Below are 26,245 nucleotides of genomic sequence, written 5' to 3'. Positions count from 1 at the left end.
AATCTTAGTACCAGCCGTTTGCTTGCCAGAAGCTTTGGGCTGCGGTCCATGAACCGTAACGTGAAGCCACGTAGTTTTCAGCAACCCGTTCCTGGTTAGCGGCAGAGTGGTCGCCGTTCAAGTAGGACGCGCTTAATTGGTACTTACCGATGTACTGACCGTTACGGGCACTGTACGAACCACCGGATTCCTTGTTCGCAATCCAGGCCTTAGCAGCACTGTCACTTGAGCTGGTCGTGCTTGCAGCTTGGCTAGCAGGCGCAGCTGATTGTGGTGCTTGGCTTTGAACTGGGGCTTGTGAAGCAGCAGCTGATTGTGGTGCTTGGCTTTGAACCGGTGCTTGTGAAGCAGCAGCTGATTGTGGTGCTTGGCTTTGAACAGTAGTCGTTGAAGTTGCGACGTTAATTTCCAACTCTTGGCCAACGAAGATTAAGTTAACGTCTTCTAATGCGTTCGCTGATTCAATTGCAGAAATCGTCGTGTTATGAGTTTCAGCAAGGGCACTTACCGTGTCGCCAGCTTTAACCGTGATGGTGTCGGCATTTGCAGCGGTTGCCCCAAAAACAAGCAGACTTGCTGCGGCGGCAGTTGATAATAATAAACTCTTGATCTTCATAATTTAAATTCTTCACTCCTGTAGTTTTATCTAAAGTAACTTTCCTAGCACCGAACCACGTGGGTTGCAGTGCTTAACAACAGGACTTAGTATAACGGCTGAATGTAACAGCTCAATAGCAACCGGATTACTATTTGTCCCCATTTTTGTAATATTTGGGCGGTTTCGTAATATTTTGTAATATAACTGCCGGAATTTGTTGGGTCAATCATCCTCAACATAGCGCCCACAGCCCCGCTTTTTCTGCATGAAACCGTTCTCCAAAAGCGTAGACAGCTTTATCTTACGGGATAAAGCAAGTATAATGATTGGAGTGTACTCACAGGTGGGCGTTGATACTTGTCAACTGAAGTACCGGACTTCGGTAAGAATCCGTTACAATTAGCTGAATTGCTTTACTTGGCAGCCCTAATCGGGTAAATTAACAGCGAACCACGAGTATAAAACTACCTATATAATTAAAAGATTGAGAGATGAACATACATGTGCGGTTTTGCTGGTTGCTTAACTGATCGGACAAAGACGGATAACGCCGCTTACGATCAGACCATCCACGAAATGACAAAAATGATTGTTCACCGGGGGCCCGACGACGACGGGTACTTTGCCGATGACAACATTACCATGGGGTTTCGGCGTTTAAGTATCATTGACTTGGCCGGTGGACACCAGCCACTGTCATACGATAATGAACGTTACTGGATGACATTTAATGGGGAAATTTATAACTACGTTGAATTGCGCGCGCAATTGAAACAAGAAGGTTATGAATTTAAAACCAACTCCGACTCAGAAGTTATTCTTGGCATGTATGCCAAATATAAAGAAAATGCGACGAAGTATTTACGCGGCATGTTTGCCTTCGTGATTTGGGACAAACAGGAAAAGACGTTGTTTGCGGCACGGGATCAATTCGGGATCAAACCGTTCTACTACGCGATTTCCGGCGACGATTTTTACTACGCCTCCGAAAGTAAAGCCATTTACAAGATTTTAAAGGATAAAACTTTCGATAAGAACGCCCTTCAAGATTACATGACCTTCCAATTCGTTCCCGAACCGGAAACCTTGACGAAGCAGATCAAAATGTTGGAACCCGGCTGTTCATTAACCAAAAAGCTGGGGGCCGCCCCCCGAATCGAACGCTACTACCACCGCGAATTTCATCCGGTACAACGCAGCGAAGACGAATACGCCCAGAAAATCAAGGACGCCCTGATTGATTCGGTTAAGATTCACATGCGCTCCGACGTTCCGGTCGGCTCCTTCCTGTCTGGCGGGATTGATTCGTCGATCGTCGTGGCCATTGCGAAGAACTTTAACCCGAACCTCCAGACGATTTCGGTTGGTTTCGAACGTGAGGGCTACAGTGAATTAGACGTGGCGCAGGAAACGGCCGAAAAGCTCGGCGTTGAAAACTTCAGCATGACGATCACACCGGAAGCCTTCATGAAGGCCTTCCCCCACTTTGTCTGGAGTATGGATGATCCACTGGCCGACCCGGCCGCCGTGCCGCAGTACTTTCTGGCTAAGGAAGCCGTTAAGCACGTGAAGGTCGCCCTGACCGGTGAAGGCGCCGACGAACTATTCGGTGGCTACACGATTTACCACGAACCGGAATCACTCAAGCCGTTCCGTTACACGAAGCCAATCAACGGCGCGTTGAAGCGGATTGCGATGATGATGCCCGAAGGAATGCGCGGCCGTTCCTTCCTACTACGGGGAACCACGCCACTAGAAAACCGCTACGTTGGGAACGCCTTTATCTTCGGCGAACAGGAAAAGCAGGCCTTCTTCAAGGACTACAACCGCAACCACCCGTTCCAGTCGATCACCCAACCGTTTTACGACGAATCGGTCGACTACGACCCGATCAGCCGGATGCAGTTTATCGACATGCACACCTGGTTGAACGGTGACCTATTACACAACGCTGACCGGACCACGATGGCCCACAGCTTGGAACTCCGGACTCCGTTTGTTGACCGCGAAGTTTACAACTTAGCCGCCGAAATCCCAGCCAACCTGCGGATTAGCCACGGGACCACCAAGTACATCTTACGTAAGGCCGTCGAAGACATTGTGCCGGCCCACGTGCTTCACCGTAAGAAGCTGGGCTTCCCGGTTCCAATTCGCTTCTGGCTTAAAGAAGAAATGTACGACTGGGCTAAGCAGATTATTAACGACTCGCAAACCGACCAATACTTCAACAAGGCCTACTTCTTGAAACTATTGGATGATCACAAGGCCGGCGTTCGTGATAACTCACGGAAACTGTGGACCGTATTGACCTTCATGATGTGGCACAAGATCTACGTTGAAAGTGACCACTTGATGGACAGTCCCGAAGCTAACGCCCATGCGGCCAAAATCGAGGAGTAATCACCGATGGATATAATCGTTCAAAAATTCGGCGGCACTTCCGTTAAGGACGTCGCCGCCCGCAAACAAGCTTTAAAGCACGTGCAGTACGCCGTGGATCAGGGCGATAAAGTCATCGTCGTGGTCTCCGCGATTGGTCGCAAGGGCGCGCCCTACGCGACCGACTCGTTGCTCGGTTTAGTTGGCGCCGACCAATCGCGCTTAACTAACCGCGAGCTCGACATGCTGGTTTCAGTTGGTGAAACCATTTCAACGGCCGTCTTTACCGAACTGGCGCGTGAACAAGGTCTGAACGTCACCGCCATGACCGGCCACGACGCCGGCATTGTCACCGACGACGAGTTCCAAAACGCTAAGATTCTACGGGTCGACCCGCAACCGATTACCGAGGCGTTCAAAGACGCCGACGTGGTGGTTGTAACTGGTTTTCAAGGTGCTACCAAGGACGGTCGCATTACAACGATCGGTCGCGGTGGTTCCGATACGTCGGCCGCAATTCTCGGGGCGGCGTTACATGCCAAACGGGTCGATATTTTTACCGACGTTAACGGCATGATGACGGCCGACCCGCGGCTGGTCACCCACGCGCGCTTCATCGAAGCCATCAGCTACGAAGAACTGGCTAACATGGCTCACGAAGGCGCCAAGGTGATTCACCCCCGGGCCGTCGAAATTGCTGAACAGGCCCACGTTCCGATGCGGATTCGCTCGACCTACGAGGCTACCGACGCGCTCGGCACGTTGGTTACTGACCGGACGACCACCAAAATTGAACACTACCGAACGGTGACCGGGATCGCCCACCAGGCGGACCTGACCCAGTTCACGGTTCCGACCGACACGCTGAGTTCCAGCGAAATCTTCCAATTAATGGCCCAACACGGTCTGAGCGTCGATTTCATCAACATCACCCAACACCAAGTCGTCTTCAACTTAATCGACGGCGATGCGGCGGTGGCGAAGCAATTGTTGACCGATGCCCACGTTGACTGCCAAGCAATCAGTCACTGTGCGAAGGTTTCGGTCGTCGGCGCCGGTATTACCGGGACGCCCGGCGTGACCGCCCGCATCGTGACGGCGCTGAGTGCCCAGCACATCGATATTTTACAATCAACCGATAGTTACACGACCATCTGGGTATTAGTTAAGGAAGCCGATTTAAAGGCTGCCATGAACGCCCTGCACGATGAATTTTTAGGCATTAAATAGCCCGATAACGACCCGCACGCCCCTGAGCGTGCGGGTCGTTTTTGTTGCCACCCTTAGCAAGTTCAGTTGCTTAATCAGCGGGACGTCGCCACTACTCGCGTCACCCAAATAAAGCGTACACTGAAATCAACCAAGCAGACCGGCCCACCTCGACAATTGCCCGATTTGCATGTATCCTAGAAACAGTCAAATACGGATTCTAAGGAAAAGGACGTCACTAATTATGAAAGCAAGCGAATTAATTAATAGTTTAAAGTTCAAACGGGTCGAACCCGCACTCACCACGGATTTTGACGTGACCCTGTTAACGCAGGACACCCGGGAAGTTAAGCCGGGGGCCGTCTTCATCTGCGTCGACGGCTACCACGTCGACGGTCACGACCTGGCTGGCCAAGCAGTTGAAAAAGGCGCCCAACTGATTGTTGCCCAAAAGCCAATCGACGTTGCGGTGCCGGTTGTTTACGTGGCCAACACCGAACGCGCAATGGCGATGTTAGCCGACGTCTTTTATGACGCACCGAGTCAAAAAATGCGGATGATCGGTGTAACCGGGACGAATGGTAAAACGACCGTCACCCACCTGATCGAACAAATCTACCGCGACCAACAACAGGTAACCGGTCTGATTGGCACAATGTACCGTAAGATTAAGGATCAAAAATACCCGACGGCCAACACGACGCCGGACGCCATTACCACCCAGCGGACGTTAGCCGCTATGCGGGACACCGGGGTCCAAACCGTTGCGATGGAAGTTTCTTCGATTGCGTTAGTGCTCGGACGGGTTTGGGGCATCGACTATGACATCGCAGTCTTCACCAACTTGACCCAGGACCACCTCGACTTCCATAAAACGATGGCCAAGTACGCCGAAGCTAAAGCAATGCTCTTTGCCCAACTCGGCAATAAGTACGACCAAAACGGCACCCACAAAGTTGCCGTTCTGAACACCGACGACCCGGTCGGCCGCGAATTCGAACAGTACACCGCGGCGCACGTCTTAACCTTCGGGCTCAATCCGGACGCGATGATCAACGCCCAAAACGTGCACATTCATAGCCACGGTACCGAGTTCGACTTATCGGTCTTCGGCCACGTCACCCACGTGACCATGAAGTTGATCGGTGAGTTCAACGTTTATAACATGTTGGCCGCCTTTGCCGCCGCCTATGCCAGTGGGATTCCGGAAGCCCAGATCATTGCCTCACTGGAAAAAGTCACCGGCGTTAAGGGCCGCTTCCAAGCAGTCCCGTCACATACCGGGGTCAGCGTCATTGTGGACTACTCCCACACGCCGGACGGATTGTTGAACGCCCTCGAAACCATTCAGGACTTCGCCCAAAAAGACATTTACTGCGTTGTCGGTTGTGGCGGTGACCGGGATAAGGGTAAACGCCCGAAGATGGCCAAAATTGCGGTCGAACATAGCAGTAAGCCAATCTTCACCTCGGATAACCCGCGAACTGAAGACCCGACCGCCATTTTGCAAGACATGGTCGCGGGGGTGCCGGACGCCGGCGTACCAGTTTACGAAGACCGTCACGAAGCGATTGCCAAGGCGATCGAACAAGCCCAACCCGGTGACGTTGTTTTAATCGCCGGTAAGGGTCACGAAGATTATCAGATTATCGGCCGTACCAAGCACCACTTCGACGATAGCGAAGAAGCGTCCAAGGCCTTAGCCTTAAAACCAACGCTTGATTAAGCCGTTCCAACACAAAGAGAGTGTGCAAAAAGTCGGTTAGTTGGTGAGCATTAACGGCGTAGGGCGAATAATCCTGGGCTTGGATTGTTGGACCTACGCCGTTAAGCGGAGCCAACTGACTTTTAGCGCACGTTTTGGCTATTAATATTCGGAGACAAACAAGGGGTGGTGACTAATGTCACCGCCCCTTGTTTCACGTTCGAATCAGTCCGTTAAAAAGCTGGTATCATTCCATTTCTTTAACGTAAAGTGTTGGTTATCAAGCGTCTCAACGACCGTCAAGCTATCGTTAGCAACAATCCCGTTACCGATAGTCTTCAACCGCTGGCCCTGGTAGTCGAGTGGATCACGTAATTCCGCGACCGGTACACCCAGTAAGGTTTTAACGGTCATCGTGGTGACCAGTCCGTGCGATACGACCAGAATGGCCTGGTCACTGGCCGGATCATTTTGCTCAACCAGCCGCTTAACAGCGCTGGTCGTCCGCTTAACAAAGCCGGCGTAGTCATCGCCGCCCCCCGCGCGCTGCGGGTCGTAGTTTCCGGGCTCGTGGAGTAAGACCTGCGCGTAGGCTTGCGGTTCGACTTCGCTTTCGCGCTGACCGTCCCAGGTACCGAAGTTAAACTCCGCGAGGCCGGCTTCCAACTGCACGTCTGGTTGCCAACGATTTTCCGCGACGACGTACTTGGCCGTGTCGAGTGCCCGTTGTTGTGGGCTACTGAAGACCCGTGCAAAGCGCACGTCGGCCAGATAACGACCGGCCGCCTTAGCACCCGCAATGCCATCCGCCAGTAGCGGTGAATCCGATCCACCGCCCTGAAAACGGTGTTCAAGGTTATATTGGGTCCGGCCGTGCCGAACAAAGTAAATTTGCATGGAATGTAACGTTCCCTTCTGTCTAGTTATCTTCCCTATTCTACCCGTAATCCCGTCAGGATACAAAGTAAGGTGCACGCTTCGACTATTATCATACGGAGCCAAAAAAAGGGAACCGTGACTTTGGTCGCGGTTCCCTTTTGCATCTAGGCGATCGGCTTAACCATGTGTTGGTACGGGTGGACACCAATCATTAAGCGTCCGTTGCGGGCAAAGCCCTGGCGGTGGTATAACTTCGCCGCCCGCGGGTTGCCGTCGTCCACGTTTAAGCTCAACTTGGCGGCGAGGTCGCCAACCAACTGTGGCAGGGCGCCTAACAGCTGGCTACCGATGCCGTGGTCCTGATGCTGCGGATCAACCGCCAACATACTAAGGTACCATTCGCCCGGTTGAGTTTCGCCCCCCAGTTCTAACGGGACGCTGAACCCGGCGTGGGCTTGTGAGACCTGCATCAACAAGTCGTTGACCGCTTCCTCGTTTTCCGCCGGGTGCCCGAACGCTACCCCGACGACCTGGCCGGCATCGTCGGCCACGAACGTCTGGGCTAAGTCGTCCAAATATTCGGGCCGTGCGTAAAGGTGGGTCAACATGTCCAATAAATCTTGATCACTAACGTCAGCCAACGCCGGCATTTCCATATCGCGATAAATACCCGCGATGAGCGGTGCAATTGCCGCGCCGTCGGTTGAGCGTGCTTTTCGAATTTGCATAAAGATTCCTCCATTAAGCTACCATCCCACCCTAACAAGTCCCGTTGAGGGTGTCAACGTTTTGGCTCATTTCCGGCCTTGCGGTGTTCCAGCGTCATCACCCAAGTCGTCACCGGCACCGTTAAAATCACGCCAATCAGTGAGAACAGGATCATTAGAACTTCGCCGACAAAGATCTTGTTATTAATGACGCTACCGAAGGAGTAGTGCAAACTCGCAAACCAAATGAACAATGCTAAAAAACCACCAAAGAAACCAAAAAATAAGGTGTTGAAAGTCGTGCCGATAATTTGCTTACCAATACTAATGCCGTCGATGTACAGCCGCTTGGTCGTAACCTGCGGGTGCTGGGCAATGATTTCACTTAAACCAGCCGCAATCGCAATCCCGGCCTCGGCAATCGCGCCGAGGGTACTTAGGACCGCCTCGGTCACCGCCACACCGACGAACGAAACGCCGATCGATAACGACATGCCTTCCAGGTCTTCACTGTCTTCCAAGCTAAAGCCCTGCGCCATGATCCAGTGCTCGACCGGAAAAATCACCAGAATCAAGCCGACCATCACGATCAACGCCGCAATGTAAGCCGGCTTAGCGGCTAACTCGTTATCCTCGCCAAAGAAAATCGTGAAGGCCAGGATAATCATGCCGATAACCAGCGTGACGCCCATCGGTGGAAAGCCCCACGAAATCAGGACGACCGCGAAGAACAACAGACCAAAGTTAAAAATCAGGCTTAAAAAGGCGGTCGCCCCAGTCTTACCACCGACTAGGGTCATGAGTAAAAATAAGACTAATCCCAAAACCGTAATCGTGTTCATGCCGCCACCTCCTTAGGCATCAGCCGACTCGCCAGCCAACTGGCGACCGGAATGGCGAGCACGATGCCGATACCGGAAATCAGGCTCTGAACCATTCCGAGCGACATGTTCATCGTGAAGGTGTAGCCCCAATTATTGCCGTTACGCAAATACAATAGCGTCATGGCAAAGGTTTCGGCCATAAAAATCAGGAATAACACGTTGATCAGTGGTCCCATAATTGAACGGCCAATCTGAATACCGGACTTAAAAACCTGCCCGTTTTCAATGTCTGGCCGTTCCCGTTTTAACTGAAACAGCGAGGCGACGATGTCGGTCGACTCATCCATCACCGCTCCCAGCGAACCGAGAATCGTTTCCACTAAGAATAGCGGCCGCGGTACCTGGGTGACGTACTGCATCGATTCGTAAGTCACACCGCGCTCGTGGGTCAACGCAAAGACCGTCAGACTAATCACCAGCGCACACAGCGTCCCGGCCATCGTTGCGCCGAAAGTCACGGCCATTTGCCGGCCCCAGCCGAGGACCAACCAAAGCGTTAGGGCGGCAAAAACGATCGCCAGTACGCCGAATAGCAGGTAAACGTGGTTTCCATTGGTCATTAAGTCAATTTGAATGGCGGCGTAAAACAGCGCCGCGTTGAGGCCGACACTCAGTAACGCCATTAACCCGCTAAAGCGCATGATCAGTAGTAACAGCGCCGCGGCTAGCCAGACCACGAAGGCCAACGCCGTATCCCGTTTCAGTCCCTGAATTGCTACACTACTATGATGGTCACTGGGAATCCGGATAAACACCTGGTTGCCCCGCCGATACGCTTGATCCATCGCCCCGGAAGCGGTATACACGTTTTTAACGTGGTACACCCGCCCCCGCTGCCGGTGATTCAACACCCGCAGCGTGACCCGCTGCGTGGTGCTGACGTCACGATTACGAAATTCATCGGTGGTCGTGGTCCGGTTTTCCCGTTGCACGTGGGTGACTACCGCCACCGTTTGGCGGTACCAGCCCGCGTTGACGCGGGTCAGGCCGACCGCTAACAGGCCCAAAATCACGACGGTTAGCGTCAGCCACCAGCCCCGCCGTTGCTTAATTCGTTGTTTCAACTTCTCACCCTTCTTTAGTAACACTCGTTTTAGCGCTGGCCTCGACCCGAGCACGCAACGCCTTTAACCAGTCGATTTCGGTCAGGTCATTGCTCCGGCGCGCGTACTTTAAGCCGCGCGTAATTAACGCTAACGCCCGTTGCGGCGCCTGATTGACCCGCCATTCGTAAACGGCTCGCAACTTAAAGTTCCCCAGCGGTTCGTAACGGCGCAATAATTGCGCGACCCCGGCATCCTGATACCAGCCGGTGACTTGCGGCGCCGGGTGGTCACTATAAAGATTCCAGTAAATCGTCGCGTCCAAGTAGTGCGCGAGGTCCGCACGCGGAATGGTGTTAAAACTCGGTTCCAAACGCGCCAAGCCGCTCAACAGTTCCGAGGTACTCAAACCGTGTTGCAGGCCCCACTCCAAAATCAGGTTGGCCTGGCGCACCACTAAGTAGTTGCGATTGCCACCGTCGCGCGGCATCACGATCATCCCGGCATCCAGGTCGGCGACCCGACCAGTCTGAACTTTTAACGCCCGCGCGCAGGCCGTGACGTAGGCTGCGGTCATCGCGGCGGTGGATTCCCGGGCGGCCCGGAACTCCTGCCCGGCAGTTGGGCGGCCAAACCAGTTCATCGGTAATAATTGCGCCACTTTAAGTGTGTTTACCCAGATCCAGATGATGAACACGAACAACCATAAGCTATAGCCAAGCGTAAATTGCAGCATCGTGACCAAACTCATCACGACCACTAACAGGTTAAATAGCGGTCCGCCAAAGCAGTATAACGCGTGGTTGAAACGGCGCGGATCTTCCGCCGGCATCGCAATCAGGTGCGGGTAAGCCGTCAACGGTCGCTGAAATTTCCAGTGGCCCGCGACCCGACTCAGTTGGTAGCGGAAACCAACGAGGGCGACGACCCGCGCACCGGTCAGGCGAAAGCCGACCCACTGTCCCACGTCATAAATGAGGGTGGCGAGCAACTCACTAGCAATTAGCGCGAGCCCCAGCCACCCGATGGTAGAAATTAATTGTCCAGCAACTTGCATCCCAATCCCTCCACGGATTTTCGAATTCGTTCTAAGTATCCCCAACGAGGCTGTGACTAATATCATAGCCGCTTGTATGTCTCCGAATATTGATAACCAAAACGGGTGTCAAAAGTCAGTTGGCCCCGCTTAACACCGTAAGGCCAACAATCCAATCCCAGGATTATTCGACTTACGCCGTTAATGCGCGCCAACTAACCGACTTTTGGCACACTCTATTATAACAAAATCAGCCGCTTCAAGACGGGCTCCCGTCCAAAGCGACTGACTCTTAACCTTTTTTTAGCTTTACGTTGCGTCACAATCCCAACTAAGCACTGAAAATGCGTCCCCTCGGAATCGAACCGAGATCGCAAGGACCGAAATCTCGCGTGCTTTCCGTTACACTAAGGACGCCCGTACCTTCATGGTACCACGAATTAGCGGCGCCGGTGTTTGACCACGGTGAAAAAGTGGAGGATGCTTGCGAGTAAGACGTAAAAAATAATGACAAACATACCGTAGTAGGCCCAGAAATTAGCCAACGGCACAACCTGCCCAATCAGCGCTTCAATGCCCATCGTCAGTAACGCCATTACGGCAATCATAAAGAATAATTGAATATAACGTTTCACAGTACTATCATCCTTTTCCTTTTTTTGGGCGGCCTTGGCACCGACCCGTTCGCCTTCCGCCCGTTTTTTAGCTGGCAGTTGTTGCATACCAAAAGTGTTGGTCACGACGATTTCGCGCAACTTGATCAACCCACCCATCGTTAGGAACTTGTCCATCGACTTAAAGGCGTTGTCGGTCACCCCGGTCACGTAGTTTTCAATACCACCGGCGTAACAGTCACTAATGGTCACGTAGTGCTTGTTTTTAAACCGGTCCGGAACCGCCTCGCCAACCGCGTTATAGCGGGCAATGCGGTTGCGAAAACAGTCCATGAAATTCTTCATCACGCCCGCCAAGCCGCCAATATAAGTTGGGGCCGCCAACACCCAAACGTCGGCGGCCAGCAACTTGGCCTCGAGCTTATCAAGATCCGGATTTTTCGCCTGCGGTTTATCCGGGGTCAGTGCGTAATCGTTCAGATTCACTAACTCGGTCTCCGCGCTGGTAGCCGCCCCCTTAAGGACCGCCTGCAGCATCTGGCTGGTCACCCCGTCCGGATTGTGGGTTCCTAATAACCCTAAAACTTTCACGTTGTCCACCCCCTGAATGTCATAGTACCATTTTAACGCACTTTGCCGTGCAAATACGGATACAAAACGAACATAAACGATTAAAGTTGCTAATGATAATCACTTTCGACAAAAACGATTGACAATCAATTCCCCGCTTGCTTTAATAAACGTAAGTACAACTTTACCGAGTTTGTACAGTCCGTTCGACAACTTGCAGACTTAAAATTCGCCGACCCACTTCGACCTTTACGCGGATAAGTGGGCCGGCGTCATTGCCTTTGGCAAGCGCCCGGCATGGCGTAGTTGTTCACGGGGCGCTCAGGTAACGTTTCAGCGTATGACTTTATGGGGGAAACGTGCCTGGGCGACCTAGAAAGAGATTGAAAGGACTCAGGAGGATATGGCTAATTATCAACAATCAAAAGTTGCACTGACCAACAGCGCAACGTTGATCAGTATCTTTGCCGAAAAAATTCGGCGTCAAATCATCATTGCTCTGGGGAACAGTGATGATGGTCTTAACGTGACCGACATTACTGCGCTGGTCGATATTTCCAGACCAGCCGTTTCACACCACCTGCGCTTAATGCGTGAAGCCGGTGTGATCGACATGCGTAGTAGTGGTGTCGAGCACATTTATTTCTTAACGTTGAGTGCGCCCTTACAGCAATTGCAAGCAACCTTCGCCACGTTAGCAGCCGATACCGAAGCTGCCGGTGGCAAGTAAGCGGCAAATCGAATCGTAACTAGAACAACAATAATCGTGCTAAATTTCTCGGGTAGCCTTACTTGAGAAATTGAGCACGATTTTTATATTTATTAAGTGAAAACGGGACCGCCCTGAGCCACCGCGGGCGTTTAAATTACGCTAACTCGGCCAAGCGCTGCAAGTCGGCCGGTAACGGCGCGGTGACTTGTAACGTTGTCTGAGTGAAGGGGTCAAAAAAGCTCAGGTTGGTCGCGTGCAGCGCCTGCCGGGTGATTAAGTCTTGCTGACCACCATAGAGCTGGTCGCCTAACAGCGGGTGGCCCAAACTGGTCAGGTGCACCCGAATCTGGTGGGTCCGGCCGGTCACCAGCGTTAATCTCAACCGGCTGACTTGCCGGTCAGCTGCCACGCCGACAACTTGGTAACGGGTCACGGCGCGTTGACCGGCCGCGGTGACTTGCCGCTGCGGACTATCATCGACGCGCCCAATCGGTTGGTCAATGGTCCCGCTGGTTGGCGTGAGCGTACCGGCAATCCAAGCCGTGTACGTTTTCTTCAGCGTTTCTGTCAGGCGCGGGTTTGCCAGCATTCCCTGCGCGACACGGTGCTTAGCAATTAGTACGATGCCGCTGGTGTCGCGGTCCAAGCGGGTGACGAGGTGCGGGCGCTGGTTGGGCGCCTGCGTCCGTTCCAAGTAGCCCTTGACCCGGTTAACCAATGTTTCGGTCCGGTCACTAGGACCCGGCACGCTGGTGAGACCGGCCGGTTTGTTGACGACTAACCAGTTGGCGTCCTCGTACAAGACTGCCAGTGACTGTTGGCTAGCGGCAATCGCGTCGTCGGGCGCTTCATCGGCTAGACGGATGCCGGCGCGATCGCCTGAATTGACGGTGATCACACCGCTGACGACCGCGCCGTTTAACAGCAGCTGGCCCTCCCCGTGCTTAACGGCCTTGATCAGGCGCATGCTGATCCCATGGTCGCTCAAAAAACGTTTCATTGAAACCGCCGTACCGGCGTGCTGCCAAGTAAATTCCATCGTTCTCCCCTTTTCCGGATTTATCAAAACTATACGTGTTCTACATAAAAAAGCGGGTATTAGCGTGGTAAGTTATCCTCATCACGACGTTATTGGAGGAATTAGGATGCACTACCCACCCCGCTCAAAATTGCGCTTCATGCCGCTACTCAGCCTTACGCTGCTTGGCGGCATCGGCCTGATCTACGGCTTACATAATCAAGCAGTGTCACAAACTGGTGTGATCCCCAAACCGACCCCGACCACGGTGGTGGCGCAAGCCAAACCGTCGCGGCCAAAACCTAAAACCGTGCCGTTGCACCCCATCGTTGCTAATGCCAGCGTTGACCAGTACTTAAAGGCGCACCGCTTTTCGGGCACCGCCCTAATCGTCCGCAATGGCCGGACCATCCTGCGCCAAGCGTACGGTGAACGCGACCGCCAGCGGCACCTCGCCAATCAAATCGACACCCCCTATTACGTGGGGTCAACCCAAAAGGCACTGATTGCGACCGCCATTTTACAACTACAGGACCGCGGGAAGCTGCGGGTCAACGATGCGTTAGCGACTTACCTGCCCAACTTTCCGAACGGCGGGCAAATCACCCTCAAACACCTGCTAAACCATACGTCCGGTATCCGCGGCCACGCCGCTACCGAGCAGCCGATGACGCCGACCGAACTCGTCGCCCAAATCGCGCAGGCCGGCATTCGTGAACAGCCGGGGCGTTAGCGCTACCTCGATAGTAACTATACCATTCTCGCCTACTTAGTCGAAAAAATTAGTGGTCAGCCGTTAATGACGTACCTGACCACTAATATTTTCAAACCGGCAGAAATGACCGCGACCGGGCAGTACCCCCATTTTCAACAGCTCTCTAACCACCCGACCAGTTACGTCATCCGTAACGGTCGCTACGTGGAAGCGCCCCTTGGCAATCTCAGCCAGCTATTCGGCGTCGGCGACCTCTACATGCCGGTTAGCGACATGTTGCGCTTCGACCAGGCCCTGATGAGCGGGCGGCTGATCTCCAGCACGGCCCGCCAACAAATGCTAACGGCCGGTAGCTGGTCGACCTACGGGATGGGTTTTTACTGTAATCCCGGTAGTTATAGCAACCACGGCGTGCTGGGCGGCTTCAACATCATCAACAGTATTAGCCGCAGTGGCCGGACGACCATCGTTTTAATGGCGAACGTCCGCAGTTCGGTCTCGTTCGGCAAAGTCGTCAACGACCTATACGGCCTACTCGACAAGGCCTAGTCCGCGCTTGTTGCGGTATCCGCGTGGGCAGCTGCCCGAATCGTCGCCATGAAGCGCTCACCGTACTTGTCGAGCTTGCTCTGTCCGACCCCCCGGACCGTTAAGAAGGCCGCGTCGGTTTCGGGCATCACGTCACACATCGAATGCAGGGTCTTATCGGAAAAAATAACGAACGGCGGGACCTGCTGCTGTTCGGCGATCGTCCGCCGCAACGTCCGCAACTGTTCAAATAGCGCGCTGTTTTCTGGTCCAGACTGGTGTACGGTCTGGGCCGTTTTGCGGTGCACAGTTTGTTTTCCCTTCAATACTGCCGCTCCGCTGGCCGTTACGGTTAAAGTAGGGTACTGGCCGCCGACCGCTTGCAAATAACCAGCCGCCGTTAAGAAGTCGATCAATTCGCCGACGCTTTTCTGGCGCTGACCGGCCATCAGTCCGTACGTTGATAGTTCACTAAGATTCGATTCACGAATCCGCTGGTTATTAGCACCGGTCAACACCTGGGCCACCACGCCCTTACCGAAACGAGAATGCAACCGCACCACGCACGACAGCACCTTTTGCGCGTCGGTGGTAATGTCCTGGGCCTCGCGCTGATCAGTACAATTGCTGCAGCGACCGCACGGTTCGGAGTCCTCACCGAAATAGTTGAGGATGAACTGTTGCAAACAACCCTGAGTATTGGCGTACTGGGTCATCACCTGTAACTTGTGGTAGGCTTGCCGGCGGTGTTCATCGTCCATTTCCGATTCATCAATAAAGAAGTGTTGTAACTGAATGTCAGCCGGTCGAAACAGGAGGATTGCCTCACTCGGTAATCCGTCCCGGCCGGCCCGGCCAGCTTCCTGGTAATAAGCTTCCAGGGTACCGGGAACCTGGGCGTGGATCACGAAGCGGACGTTACTTTTATCAATGCCCATTCCGAACGCGTTGGTGGCCACCATGACCGCGACCCGGTCGTACAGGAAGTCTTCCTGGTTTTGTCGGCGGACGTCCGCGTCCAGTCCAGCGTGGTACGGGGCTGCTTTAATGTCCTTCTTTTGTAACAGGGCGGTCAGCCGCATCACTTCTTTACGCGTGCTGGCATAAATAATGCCGGCTTCCCCCTGGTTGACCTTCAAGTAATCCAGGACGTAACGGTCGGTATCCTGGCCCTTCACAACCGTTAAGTTTAAATTATCGCGGGCAAAGCCGGTGTTGACTTCCTGCTTAGGATCAATTGCGAGTTGCGCGCAAATGTCCTGTGCCACTTGCTCGGTCGCCGTGGCGGTCAGGGCTAGCACTTGCGGGTGCGTCGGCAGTTGTTCGATAGCCGTACTCAGCGCCAGGTAACTCGGACGAAAATCGTGGCCCCACTGCGAAATACAGTGGGCTTCGTCAATTGCCAGTAGTTTAATCGGCAACTGGCCGAGTGCCTGAATGAAGTAGCTAGAATCCAGCCGTTCGGGCGCGACGTACAGTAAAGTGTAGTCGCCCTGGCGCAGTTCTTGTAAGCGCAGGTTGATTTCCTGCTGGGTCAACGCGCTGTTAATGAAGGTCGCCGCGATGCCGTTATCGTTAAGGGCGTCCACCTGGTCCTTCATTAGCGAGATCAGTGGCGATACCACGACCGTTACGCCGTTGAACAGGAGCGCGGGGATTTGGTAACAGAGTGACTTCCCACCCCCGGTCGGCATAATTGCCAACGTGTTTTCACCGGCCAGTACTTGTTCGATCACCGCTTTTTGTCCCGGCCGAAATTCATCGTAGCCGAAAGTTGTTTTCAGTACTTGTTGCGCTGCCGCTAAGTCCATCATCCGTCCACCTTTTCTTTCATAGTAGTTCCATTTTAACGGGGAATCCTGCGAGTTACAACTCGGCGTCACGTGCCGAACCAAATAAAAAACCCGCGTCCACTCGAGGTGAAAACGGGTTTGATATGTAATTCACTTAGCCTGTTTTGGTCGGCCCCGGTGATCTACCAAGCCTTCCATGCCGCTTTGACGGTACTTGCGAACCCAAGTATATACTTGCGGGTAGGAGACGTTAAACCGGTCGGCTGCCTGCTGGTAATTGTTATCATGGGCCAACGTGTACTTCACGATGGCGATCCGTTCTTCTAACGTTGCGCGTCGTCCACGCTCCATGGCAAGGCCTCCTTTCATTTATCCAGATTTTATCATACCAAGTCTAGACCATTTTTTGTAGCTTTTTCCCCGTAAGTTTTTCGATTTGTTCGTATTTTTAAGCGCCATCACCCCACCAGTCACCGAAAACCAGCCCCACACTTAATTTAAAACGGCAGCTTTAGACTTGCAAAAACGAACAAGTGTTCGTGTAATGATTTTGAGGTGATCACCATGCGACAACAACCACTAACGGTTCAATATAACAACCAATTTAAAATCATTAGCTACGACCCGCTCCTAGTTTACGTCCGCGGACGGCTTACCGAACAACAAGTCGTTCACTGCCTCGTGACGCGTCACGCGCTGACCTTGCTATACCAGTTACAACCCAACGCCCGGCTTGCGCTTTACGGTCACTATAATCGGCGCAACCAATTCATCATTACTAAATTCATGGTTGGACGGCCGGTGCAAACGTTAGCCAGTTGACCCCGCAGTTCGCTACAATGTACTTAACCAGACTAGAGGAGTGATTTGCATGTTTGCCACGACCTTCACCATGCTCGAACGTAAAATTTCAAACAACCTCAACTGTCTTTACCTGCTGAACCGACCGGTCTACCAGATTGACCATGACAAACGGCTAACGCCGGCCGAGCACTACGGCGACGCTGGTAACGTGACCGCAATTGAACTGGACAACCACGACCGGTTCCACATTAGTTTTGCTAGTCGCAGCGAAATGGTGCTGACGCCTAAAAAAGTGGTGACCTGCAGTGACGCCGCCATCGGACCGTCCTGCGAGGAATTTCTACAATCATTCGGTTACATATTGCCAGACGCGGCCACCAGCGACCAACAACGGCTGATCAACCTACCCAACATTTTAACGCCGGCACCGGCCCCAACGACAATTCCACCGGCCTACATCATCATCGACTGCGAATTTGGCAATTTATTCCGGCGCACCAACACCCCCAATACGATCAACTGGCAGGTGATGAAAGCCGCTGGACTTAAAACCAATGTGTTTCAACTTAGTGCGATTGGCTTTAATCGCCATCATCAGACAAACGTTTTCTTTAACCGCTACTTCGATAACCCCGACTTCTTACCAGAAAAGAAGCTTGCCGGCCTAGCCGCTACCGGCTTAACGCTTGCCCAGTACGAACGCCAGGGCGACCCGTTGACCGTGATCAAGGCCTTTATTAACCAGGTCCTCCAACCGGCGCTTCCCTTGGTCTTTTGGGACCAAACCCAGGACATCAAGTACTTACGCCGCCTGATTGCACAACACTACGACCAGCTAACGCCGAGTGAACAGCACGCCGTAACGACACCGGTCACCATTTTCGACGCCCAAGCCTACACGAACATGATCATCAACCTCGGTAACCATAAGAACGGCTACCACAACTTACCGTTGAACGGCTTAGCCGCCATTTTCAACCTAACCAACCCCAACCAACATAACGCGCTCTGGGATGTTCAGACAACTGAACTCGTCTTACAGAAGTTAGCCCGCCTGCACCAGCAAGCCCCAACCGAAACTCCCCAGCCGGTTCCGCTAGCCACCCCACTACCACCGGCGCCGGCCCCGGTTCGTACCCGTCACCAACGGCGCAACGCCAAGTACGCGCTGGTCAAAAAACTGCACGCGCACGGTAAAACTTACCGTGAAATTGCGGCGGCGACCGGCATTAGTATTAGCAGTGTTAACTACATTTTGAAGAAAGCGGTCAATCTTCACTCCCAAGCCGGTGTTACCCCGTTATAGAAAGCGTATAATAACATTAAGTAATCTATAAGGAGTGACATATTCATGGAAAAACGTATCAAAGGTTCATGTACCACGATCCTCGTTGGTAAAAAGGCGTCGATCGATGGTTCAACCATTATTTCGCGAAACGATGACGGGCACGAAGCCCTCGACCCGGAACGGTTAGTCGTTGTTAACCCGGCGGACCAACCGCGCCACTATCAATCCGTTATTAGTAAAGTCAAGGTGGAATTACCAGATAACCCGTTACGTTATACCTCAATTCCCAACTCAATCCTAACCAACGGGACTTGGCCGGCCGCCGGCATCAACAGTGAAAATGTCGCGATGTCCGCCACCGAAACCATCACCACCAACTCCCGGATTCAGGGAGTCGACCCGTTCGTCAGCGGCGGTATCGGTGAAGAAGACTTAGTGACCCTGGTTTTACCATACATTCACAGCGCTAAGGAAGGGGTGCAACGCCTCGGTGCCCTCCTAAAAGAATACGGGACCTACGAACCAAACGGGATTGCCTTTTCAGATAAGGACGAAATTTGGTGGCTCGAAACGATTGGTGGCCACCACTGGGCCGCTAAACGGATTCCGGACGACGCTTACGTAGTTGCGCCGAACCGGATGAACATCGACGACTTTGACTTTAACGCCGACGACACCCTAGCCTCGGACGACTTAGAAGGTTTGATTGACCAATACCAGTTGAACCCCGACTTTGATCAGGTCAACTTACGCCACATTTTCGGTAGTGCGTCAATCAAGGATACCGTTTATAACAATCCGCGGGCCTGGTTCGGTCAACGCTACTTTACGCCGGACGTTGAACAGGACCCGATGGAACAGGACCTACCGTTCATCTGCCACGCTAACCGGAAGATCAGTATTGAAGACGTCAAGTTCGTCTTGAGTTCACACTACGAAAACACCAAGTACGACGTTTACGGTAGTGGTTCCGAAGCCGACAAGAAGTTATTCCGGCCAATTGGGATCAACCGGAACCACGACGTTCATATTTTGCAAATCCGCAACAACGTGCCCGCCGAAATCGCCGGTATTCACTGGTTAGCCTTCGGTGCCAACACCTTCAACACGGTCGTGCCGTTCTACGCCAACGTTACCGATACGCCGGCCAGCTACAAAAACGCCAACGGCACGTTCAACCTAAACGACATGTACTGGTTGAGCTGCACGACCGCCCTACTCGGTGATACCGACTACGATTTCTACGTTGACATGCGTAACAGCTACGAACTAGCTGCCATGAGCGCTTACCGTAAAATCGAAAACGATACCGACGCCGACCTCGCCAACCACGATGACGTTGCCGCTTACTTGGAAGCTGCCAACCAGCAGTTGGCGGACGAAGCCATGCAACGCCAGACCAAGTTACTCGGTGACATGGTCATTGCTGGTTCCGAAAAAATGAAGTTACGTTATAATTTGAACGACTAATTCACCGGTATTATCATGGATTTGTGACCGCGAACTAATTTAATTTTAATTTTACGGTTTACAAAATTAAAATAAGTGCTAATATAAATGGCACAAGATAAAAAACGGAGGAAAGAGGAGTACGACTAACCAGCCTGCCAGTGAATCGGGAACGAGTGGAAACCCGATCAGGTCCTGATTAATCCGAAAAACACTTTCTTAGTTGCTAACTGAAATAACCATGTTAAAGTAGGATTAGCCGTTAACCGGTACGTTACCATCGGTAGAGTATGTTAGTACTCTGTTTTAAGCTGGTTCGCATTTGGCGGACAACTTGGGTGGTACCGCGAAAGAAGCCTTTCGTCCCTTGAGATTTCAAGGAATGAAAGGCTTCTTTTCTTTTATCTTGAACCGTTGTTAAAAATATAAGCTACTAAGGGAGATTTGGTTATGCATTTGATTATTCCAAAGGACTACAGTCCAAAATTATCCGTTAAAGAAACCCAACAAGCCATCCGCTACATCCGCGAAACGTTCCAGGATGAATTCGGTAAACAACTCAACTTATCCCGGTTATCCGCACCAATGTTCGTTGAACAAAAAACCGGTTTGAACGATAACCTGAACGGGACCGAAAAGCCGGTTTCGTTTACCATGCAGGACATGGGCGACGATACGATCGAAATCGTCCATTCCCTAGCTAAGTGGAAGCGGGTCGCGTTGAAGCGCTACGGTTTCGACATGCACGAAGGACTGTACACCAACATGAACGCCATCCGTAAAGACGAAGACCTCGACAACTACCACTCCGCCTACGTTGATCAGTGGGACTGGGAAAAGGTCATCGCCAAGGACGAACGCAACGTCGAAACCTTGGAAAACACCGTCAAAACCATTTTTAAAGTCATCAAACACATGGAACACGAAGTTTGGTACAAGTTCCCCCAAGCCGTCCACCACTTACCGGACGAAATCCACTTCATCACGACCCAGGAACTTGCCGATATGTACCCGGACTTGACACCGGAAGAACGCGAAAACGCCATTTGTAAGAAACTCGGTTGCGTCTTCCTGATGCAAATCGGTTGGAAACTCAGCGACGGCAAACGCCATGACGGCCGGGCCCCCGACTACGACAACTGGAAGTTAAACGGCGACATCCTCTTCTGGTACGAACCGTTGAACCAACGAATCGAAATTTCCAGCATGGGGATTCGGGTCGATGCCGACGCCATGCGCGCCCAATTAAAGGACGCCGACGCCGAAGACCGCTTGAAGTTACCGTACCACCAAATGATTTTAAACGCTTCGGTTCCTTACAGTATCGGTGGCGGGATCGGCCAATCACGCTTATGCATGCTGCTACTTGGCAAGGCCCACGTTGGCGAAGTTCAAGCCTCACTGTGGCCCCAAGCAATGATCGACCAGTGCGAAGCCAATAACATTCACCTACTTTAAATCGTCATATAAAGCAACCCAGTTAACCGTTCAGTTTGACGGCTCGCCGGGTTGCTTTATTTTGGATTAATAAGTCCGCGTTGTTTAATCCTTAAGATTTAAATGAAAATTTAATGATGAAGATTTTTAATCCACTTATAAACTAATTCGATATATACTTTAACTGTTCATAGGAGGGTGAATGTTTAATTTACTATTATAAAGGAGTTTGGTTAGATTGACTAAAAAACAATTACGTTTAACACAATCCACAAAGCGCCGGCTCGTAACCGGTTTAGCGTCAACCGTTTTAGCCGGATTAATTTTAACTAATCAATCCGCCCTTGCGGCAACGAGTGACGCGCCCACAAGCAGCTCACCAGCTGTGACCAGCGACGCGCCAACCAATTTGACGTCAACTTCAACAAGTACAACGCTGACAAGTAGTGGAACCGGTTCCACTGAGGGCGCAGCACCGGCGACATCCGTATCCACGACCACGACTAGTGTGACCAGTCCGGCCGCTACCAGCGATCCTGGCAGTACTGCACCGACTTCTAGCGCTGATAGCTCGGCTCCTACTTCTAGCGATGCCGGCAGTACCACACCAGCTACTAGCGCTGACAGTTCGGCGCCTACTTCTAACGATGCCGGCAGCACCACTCCGGCTTCTAGCGCTGATAGCTCGGCTCCTACTTCCAGCGATGCCGGCAGTACCACACCAGCTACTAGCGCTGACAGCTCAGCTCCTACTTCCAGCGATGCCGGCAGCACCACACCAGCTTCTAGCGCTGACAGCTCGGCTCCTACTTCTAGCGATACCGGCAGTACCGTTCCGGCTTCTAGCGCTGATAGCTCGGCTCCTACTTCCAGCGATGCTGGCAGTACCACACCAGCTTCTAGCGCTGATAGCTCGGCTCCTACTTCTAGCGATGCCGGCAGTACTGCACCGGCTTCTAGCGCTGATAGCTCGGCTCCTACTTCTAGCGATGCCGGCAGTACCGTTCCGGCTTCTAGCGCTGATAGCTCGGCTCCTACTTCCAGCGATGCTGGCAGCACCACTCCGGCTTCTAGCGCTGATAGCTCGGCACCTACTACTAGCGACGACAGCGCTTCGCCCGCTACTCCCGACGAGCCGTACTTAACGAGTACCGTCGCCCGCTTGTTAGATGAACAAGTGACTGCGGACAAAGCGTTAGATTCAGCTGAGGCGGCGGAATACGCGGCTTCCACGGCAACGCCGGGAAGTGCGGCAACCGCGACCCCTACCCCGGTTGCGGGTGATACCGATTCAATCGATACTTGGATGCCGAATAAGTTGTTACAGGCCGACATGTTAACGAATTTACAAGCACTCAACCTACCCGACCGTCAGTTTACTTCGGTCAGTGACATTACTAAGTCGGACTTACAACTATTAACCAGTTTCACCGGGTCCGATACCCATATTGATGGCAAAACGTCCTACTCATTGGAAGGATTGCAATACGCGACCAACCTGACGAGCTTGAAGTTAAACCAGGGGATGAATTCGCCAGCCGGTTACTACAACGGCGACGTTACTGACATCACGCCTTTAGCCGGCTTAACAAAATTAACGAACTTGGATATTGCCCATAACCGGATTCAAGACATTTCCGCGTTAGCGGGCTTAACGAATTTAACCGACATCGACGTTTCGTTCAACCAGATTAGCGACCTTTCCGTTTTGGGTAAGTTACCAAACCTGACGACCAAAGAATATACCGACCAATATATTTACAAGGCACCAATTTACGTCAACGAGGCTGACCCCCAAGCAACCTTAGCCAATAGTGGTTACCTGCTGCCAGACGGTAGTAAGTCAACCTTTACCACCAGTGCCATGGTTGCGCAACCGATTCAAATCACTCAGGATGGTCAATACTACTACAAGCTGTACTTTAACGGTTCGACCGGAGCGGTTCAGGGTGATTACGCCAACGTCAGTCCGAGTGCCGATGGCGGGATCACCTTTGGCAAGTTAGTCACCCAAATTCCCGGCTTCACCGGGGATGCCAACGGCCAGGCCACGATTGGCGGCATGACCCTAAACGTTGTGCCTCAGGAACACAACTTCTACCTGATTGCCAAGGGAACTGATAGTACGGGCACTGCTTTTTACATCCTGCAACCATACATTCTCAGTTCGGCCGCCGCGGACGTGACGGTTAACTACGTCGACGCCGATGGCAAGCCGCTACAACCGGCCAAAACCTTGACCGGCTTGGTTGGCGAGTCGTTTTATGCGTCAGCCGCCGAAATTCCGGGTTACAAGCTCTCGAAAACGGACGGTCCAACCAGCGGGACGTTTACCGATACCGCGCAAACCGTGACCCACACGTACGTTTCCACCGTACAGCCGGTCACCGTGGAATACTTGGATCAGGATGGTAACGCCTTACGCGAACCAATTACGTTAACCGGCGCTTACAACGATGAATACGTCACCGCCGAACTAGAATTCGCCGGTTACACCTTTGACCACGCTTCCGATAACACTACCGGGACGTTTAGTGACACCGCAAAAACCGTCACTTACTACTACAAAGCAATCACGACCGGGACAATTACTGTTCACCACGTGGATCAAAACGGTAACCAGGTTGCACCGGATGAAACGTTGACTGGGACAATTGGTGAGTCCTACACGACTAAACCGGCCAACATCGCCGGCCTCGAAGTCACGAAGGATCCGGCAAACGCCACTGGTAGTTTTGCCCTGGGTAACCAGGAAGTGACCTACGTTTACGGTCCGGAAAATTCACAGGCGCCTCAACCAGAACCAACGCCGACACCGGAGCCAACGCCTTCTCCTGAACCAACGCCGACGCCAAGTCCGGAACCTAGTCCAACACCAGCACCAAGCCCAGAACCCGAACCAAGTCCAGCACCAACGCCAAGCCCAGCACCGACGCCAGAGCCGAGCCCTAGTCCGGCACCTGGAAACGGTACAACCGGTAGCACTACTGGCAGTGGTACTGCAAGTACCGGCACTAGTCAGACTGGTAGTTCCGCGACGGCCACGACGAACGGTGACGCAACTACCGGTCTAGGTAGTACGACAACTAATAAGCCAGCTACCGCGGCGGCGCAAGCATTACCACAAACGAACGAAGCACCTGGCCGGATCAGTGCAATTCTCGGTCTGGTACTTGCAGTCATTTCATTTGGTTGGCTAGGGACTGCTAAGCGGCGTAAGCGCAATTAAAAGGCACTGACGCACTTAGCATCGGTATGCCGCATCCACCCCCAAGTCAACTGTACAGTTCGTCTCGCTTTTCGAGACGGCCACCCCTAAAATGCCCAATTTTCGACCGGCATACCGACAGTGCGCGTTACCGTTGTTTCATGACGGTAGCGCGCATTTTCGTGTCCACAAGCTATCCACATTAAAAAACGGGCTTGCTGCTCAACAGCCCGTTATTTCTAGGACGCACTAAATTAACCGCCACACCCACAAAGGGAGGTAACCGTGATGAACGTCACCGTTACTTCCTTTTTTAGTTCTAAATATAAAGCGTAAAAAGTCGACCCTTCCGCGAGTTCGTATTTCAGGGCCATTTATTAGGATTTTAAACCCTTTGCTAAAAATCACACCCAACCAATCACGTGCCCCCAAAATTCAATTATAACTATCGATTGATTTTTAAAATGATAATTCATTCACAACTCGTGGTTATAACAGAATATAATAACTCCGTTCAGGCTTGCTAAGACAATCATTAATTTTAAATCAACCTAAGGGCTTCTTTGCGCTAAATTTTAACGTTACCCCTGCCAAAATAAACTTTATCAACCTTTTTTATCCATTCCTCTATATTTGTTCATTATTTAATTTATCGTTTCAATAGACGCTCCCAAAAAACAATGTTAGACTTAAACTGTTTAAATGATTTTTATTTAATGTCCTAATATAATTTTGAAGGAGTGGGGTTCTTTGAAAAAGACAACTCGTATTAAACCAACCAATTTATATCAGACGCGCTGGCTAATGACCGGCGCAACCACCATGATCTTGGGAGTCATGGCCCTAACCAACCAGGTCGCACAAGCCGATAGTGGCGCGGCCGAATCACAAGCGCCGACAACGACCAGCAGTCAGACGGCGGCTGAAAGTCCCCTGCAGCAGTCGCAAGTGGCCTTAAAGTCAGCCGTTAGTTCCGAAAGTAAGCCAACCAACCCGGTCGACGCAACACCTGCCCCGACAAGCGCTGACACGCCCGAATCACGGACCGCCGCGAGTCAGGAAAATGTAAGCGGTCGCTCGGAAGCGGGTTCAACAACGGCCAACCCAGTCAGTGATCAGCCGGCAACCAAAACACTGGCTAGCGCTGCGGAAAAACCGGCGGATACTGCCAAAGACACTGCGGAACCAACCACCAGACCAGAAACGCAACCAGTCGTTGCCAAGGCTAGCGCCTACAAGGCCGCGGCCCGCGCAACCGAAGACATCAACGAGTGGATGCCAAACAAGGCGCTCCAACAGGAAGTCTTGGCAGACCTGCGATATCAAAATAAGGATCGTACTTGGAACTCCGCTGCGGATATTACCAAGGAAGACATGTTGCTGTTGAAAACCTTTTTCGGTGAGGATACGTACGTCGACGGTAAAACGTCCTACTCACTGGAAGGTCTGCAATACGCCAAGAACGTCACCCGCATGGGACTGAATAACGGCTTTAACGCACCGAGCGGCCGAATCTATGGTGACGTCACCGACTTAACACCACTAGCGGGTCTAACAAAACTAACCGAACTGGTCCCCTGTCAATAAAATAGACAATTTAAATAGAGACTTTTTTGTCCTATGCCACGACTAAATTTTGAATTTGAGTTTGATACTCATCTTCAAGTTG

21 protein-coding genes, 1 tRNA gene and 1 pseudogene are annotated in these 26,245 nt (G+C 52.3%); 11 read left to right on the top strand and 12 right to left on the bottom strand.

Features of this window, described 5'->3' with window-relative positions:
* Window positions 1-4: 4 nt before the first annotated feature.
* The gene (apf, locus tag FFM82_RS08790) at window positions 5-616 is read right to left on the bottom strand and encodes an aggregation-promoting factor (protein WP_137645470.1); all 612 of its coding nucleotides are present in this window, start codon (window positions 614-616) and stop codon (window positions 5-7) included.
* A 483-nt stretch (window positions 617-1,099) separates the two neighbouring features.
* On the opposite strand from apf, the gene asnB reads away from it, so the two are divergent.
* The 3 genes from asnB (at window position 1,100) to FFM82_RS08775 (ending at window position 5,912) form a co-directional block, all read left to right on the top strand.
* On the top strand, window positions 1,100-2,998 hold the full coding sequence (asnB, locus tag FFM82_RS08785) for an asparagine synthase (glutamine-hydrolyzing) (protein WP_137645469.1): 1,899 nt from the start codon (window positions 1,100-1,102) through the stop codon (window positions 2,996-2,998).
* Between the two features lie 6 nt (window positions 2,999-3,004).
* Window positions 3,005-4,207 (top strand): aspartate kinase, encoded by a 1,203-nt coding sequence (gene dapG, locus FFM82_RS08780; protein ID WP_137645468.1) that lies wholly within the window; start codon window positions 3,005-3,007, stop codon window positions 4,205-4,207.
* Between the two features lie 223 nt (window positions 4,208-4,430).
* Window positions 4,431-5,912: a UDP-N-acetylmuramoyl-L-alanyl-D-glutamate--2,6-diaminopimelate ligase gene (locus FFM82_RS08775; protein ID WP_137645467.1), complete on the top strand. Its 1,482-nt coding sequence runs from the start codon at window positions 4,431-4,433 to the stop codon at window positions 5,910-5,912.
* 204 nt (window positions 5,913-6,116) lie between these two features.
* Here FFM82_RS08775 and FFM82_RS08770 read toward each other — a convergent pair whose 3' ends face one another.
* The 7 genes from FFM82_RS08770 to FFM82_RS08740 form a co-directional block, all read right to left on the bottom strand.
* Window positions 6,117-6,788 (bottom strand): histidine phosphatase family protein, encoded by a 672-nt coding sequence (locus FFM82_RS08770; RefSeq protein ID WP_137645466.1) that lies wholly within the window; start codon window positions 6,786-6,788, stop codon window positions 6,117-6,119.
* Between the two features lie 146 nt (window positions 6,789-6,934).
* Window positions 6,935-7,498, bottom strand: coding sequence for a GNAT family N-acetyltransferase (locus tag FFM82_RS08765; RefSeq protein WP_137645465.1), 564 nt, complete (start codon window positions 7,496-7,498; stop codon window positions 6,935-6,937).
* A gap of 53 nt (window positions 7,499-7,551) precedes the next feature.
* Window positions 7,552-8,319, bottom strand: a complete 768-nt coding sequence (locus FFM82_RS08760) for a YibE/F family protein (RefSeq protein ID WP_137645464.1) — start codon at window positions 8,317-8,319, stop codon at window positions 7,552-7,554.
* A complete protein-coding gene (locus FFM82_RS08755; protein WP_170178265.1) occupies window positions 8,316-9,449 on the bottom strand; it encodes a YibE/F family protein in 1,134 nt (377 codons plus the stop codon). Before FFM82_RS08755 ends, FFM82_RS08760 begins: the two co-directional genes overlap by 4 nt.
* On the bottom strand, window positions 9,430-10,461 hold the full coding sequence (locus tag FFM82_RS08750; protein WP_137645462.1) for a hypothetical protein: 1,032 nt from the start codon (window positions 10,459-10,461) through the stop codon (window positions 9,430-9,432). The genes FFM82_RS08755 and FFM82_RS08750 overlap by 20 nt, the downstream gene beginning before the upstream one ends.
* Window positions 10,462-10,785: 324 nt before the next feature.
* Window positions 10,786-10,857: transfer RNA gene (locus FFM82_RS08745), tRNA-Arg, on the bottom strand.
* A gap of 23 nt (window positions 10,858-10,880) precedes the next feature.
* Entirely contained in the window at window positions 10,881-11,645 is a 765-nt protein-coding gene (locus FFM82_RS08740; protein WP_137645461.1) for a flavodoxin family protein, read from the bottom strand.
* A gap of 382 nt (window positions 11,646-12,027) precedes the next feature.
* Between FFM82_RS08740 and FFM82_RS08735 the strand changes: the two genes are divergently transcribed.
* Window positions 12,028-12,354 carry an ArsR/SmtB family transcription factor gene (locus FFM82_RS08735; RefSeq protein WP_137645460.1) on the top strand — a complete coding sequence of 109 codons (327 nt, stop codon included), beginning with the start codon at window positions 12,028-12,030 and terminating at the stop codon, window positions 12,352-12,354.
* Window positions 12,355-12,490: 136 nt separating this feature from the next.
* On the opposite strand, the gene FFM82_RS08730 is transcribed toward FFM82_RS08735, so the two are convergent.
* Window positions 12,491-13,375, bottom strand: a complete 885-nt coding sequence (locus FFM82_RS08730; protein ID WP_137645459.1) for an RluA family pseudouridine synthase — start codon at window positions 13,373-13,375, stop codon at window positions 12,491-12,493.
* Between FFM82_RS08730 and FFM82_RS13765 the strand changes: the two are divergent.
* Window positions 13,302-14,618: pseudogene (locus FFM82_RS13765) on the top strand (serine hydrolase domain-containing protein). The gene FFM82_RS08730 and the pseudogene FFM82_RS13765 sit on opposite strands and share 74 nt — an antisense overlap.
* Here the strand turns inward: FFM82_RS13765 and recQ are convergent.
* A complete protein-coding gene (gene recQ / locus FFM82_RS08715) occupies window positions 14,615-16,411 on the bottom strand; it encodes a DNA helicase RecQ (protein ID WP_137645456.1) in 1,797 nt (598 codons plus the stop codon). The pseudogene FFM82_RS13765 and the gene recQ sit on opposite strands and share 4 nt — an antisense overlap.
* Window positions 16,412-16,540: 129 nt before the next feature.
* Window positions 16,541-16,741, bottom strand: coding sequence for a helix-turn-helix domain-containing protein (locus tag FFM82_RS08710; RefSeq protein ID WP_170178263.1), 201 nt, complete (start codon window positions 16,739-16,741; stop codon window positions 16,541-16,543).
* 213 nt (window positions 16,742-16,954) lie between these two features.
* Here FFM82_RS08710 and FFM82_RS08705 point away from each other — a divergent pair, with 213 nt between their 5' ends.
* The 4 genes from FFM82_RS08705 (at window position 16,955) to asnA (ending at window position 21,389) form a co-directional block, all read left to right on the top strand.
* On the top strand, window positions 16,955-17,212 hold the full coding sequence (locus FFM82_RS08705) for a hypothetical protein (protein WP_137645454.1): 258 nt from the start codon (window positions 16,955-16,957) through the stop codon (window positions 17,210-17,212).
* 49 nt (window positions 17,213-17,261) lie between these two features.
* Entirely contained in the window at window positions 17,262-18,500 is a 1,239-nt protein-coding gene (locus FFM82_RS08700; RefSeq protein WP_137645453.1) for an RNA polymerase sigma factor sigma-70 region 4 domain-containing protein, read from the top strand.
* A 45-nt stretch (window positions 18,501-18,545) separates the two neighbouring features.
* Complete coding sequence (locus tag FFM82_RS08695; protein WP_137645452.1) at window positions 18,546-19,952, top strand: C69 family dipeptidase; 1,407 nt, start codon at window positions 18,546-18,548, stop codon at window positions 19,950-19,952.
* 429 nt (window positions 19,953-20,381) lie between these two features.
* Window positions 20,382-21,389 carry an aspartate--ammonia ligase gene (asnA, locus tag FFM82_RS08690; RefSeq protein WP_137645451.1) on the top strand — a complete coding sequence of 336 codons (1,008 nt, stop codon included), beginning with the start codon at window positions 20,382-20,384 and terminating at the stop codon, window positions 21,387-21,389.
* 312 nt (window positions 21,390-21,701) lie between these two features.
* Here the strand turns inward: asnA and FFM82_RS13570 are convergent, their stop codons facing one another.
* The gene (locus FFM82_RS13570) at window positions 21,702-22,727 is read right to left on the bottom strand and encodes a hypothetical protein (RefSeq protein ID WP_225425660.1); all 1,026 of its coding nucleotides are present in this window, start codon (window positions 22,725-22,727) and stop codon (window positions 21,702-21,704) included.
* Here FFM82_RS13570 and FFM82_RS13565 point away from each other — a divergent pair.
* Window positions 22,702-24,597 carry a MucBP domain-containing protein gene (locus tag FFM82_RS13565; protein WP_225425658.1) on the top strand — a complete coding sequence of 632 codons (1,896 nt, stop codon included), beginning with the start codon at window positions 22,702-22,704 and terminating at the stop codon, window positions 24,595-24,597. The genes FFM82_RS13570 and FFM82_RS13565 overlap by 26 nt on opposite strands.
* Window positions 24,598-25,326: 729 nt before the next feature.
* Window positions 25,327-26,163 carry a superantigen-like protein SSL4 gene (locus tag FFM82_RS08680; protein ID WP_137645449.1) on the top strand — a complete coding sequence of 279 codons (837 nt, stop codon included), beginning with the start codon at window positions 25,327-25,329 and terminating at the stop codon, window positions 26,161-26,163.
* The last annotated feature ends 82 nt before the right edge of the window (window positions 26,164-26,245 follow it).

It is taken from the genome of Lactiplantibacillus plajomi, from assembly GCF_005405405.1.
GTDB lineage: Bacteria > Bacillota > Bacilli > Lactobacillales > Lactobacillaceae > Lactiplantibacillus > Lactiplantibacillus plajomi.
This window is presented reverse-complemented; position numbering and strand designations above follow the sequence as displayed.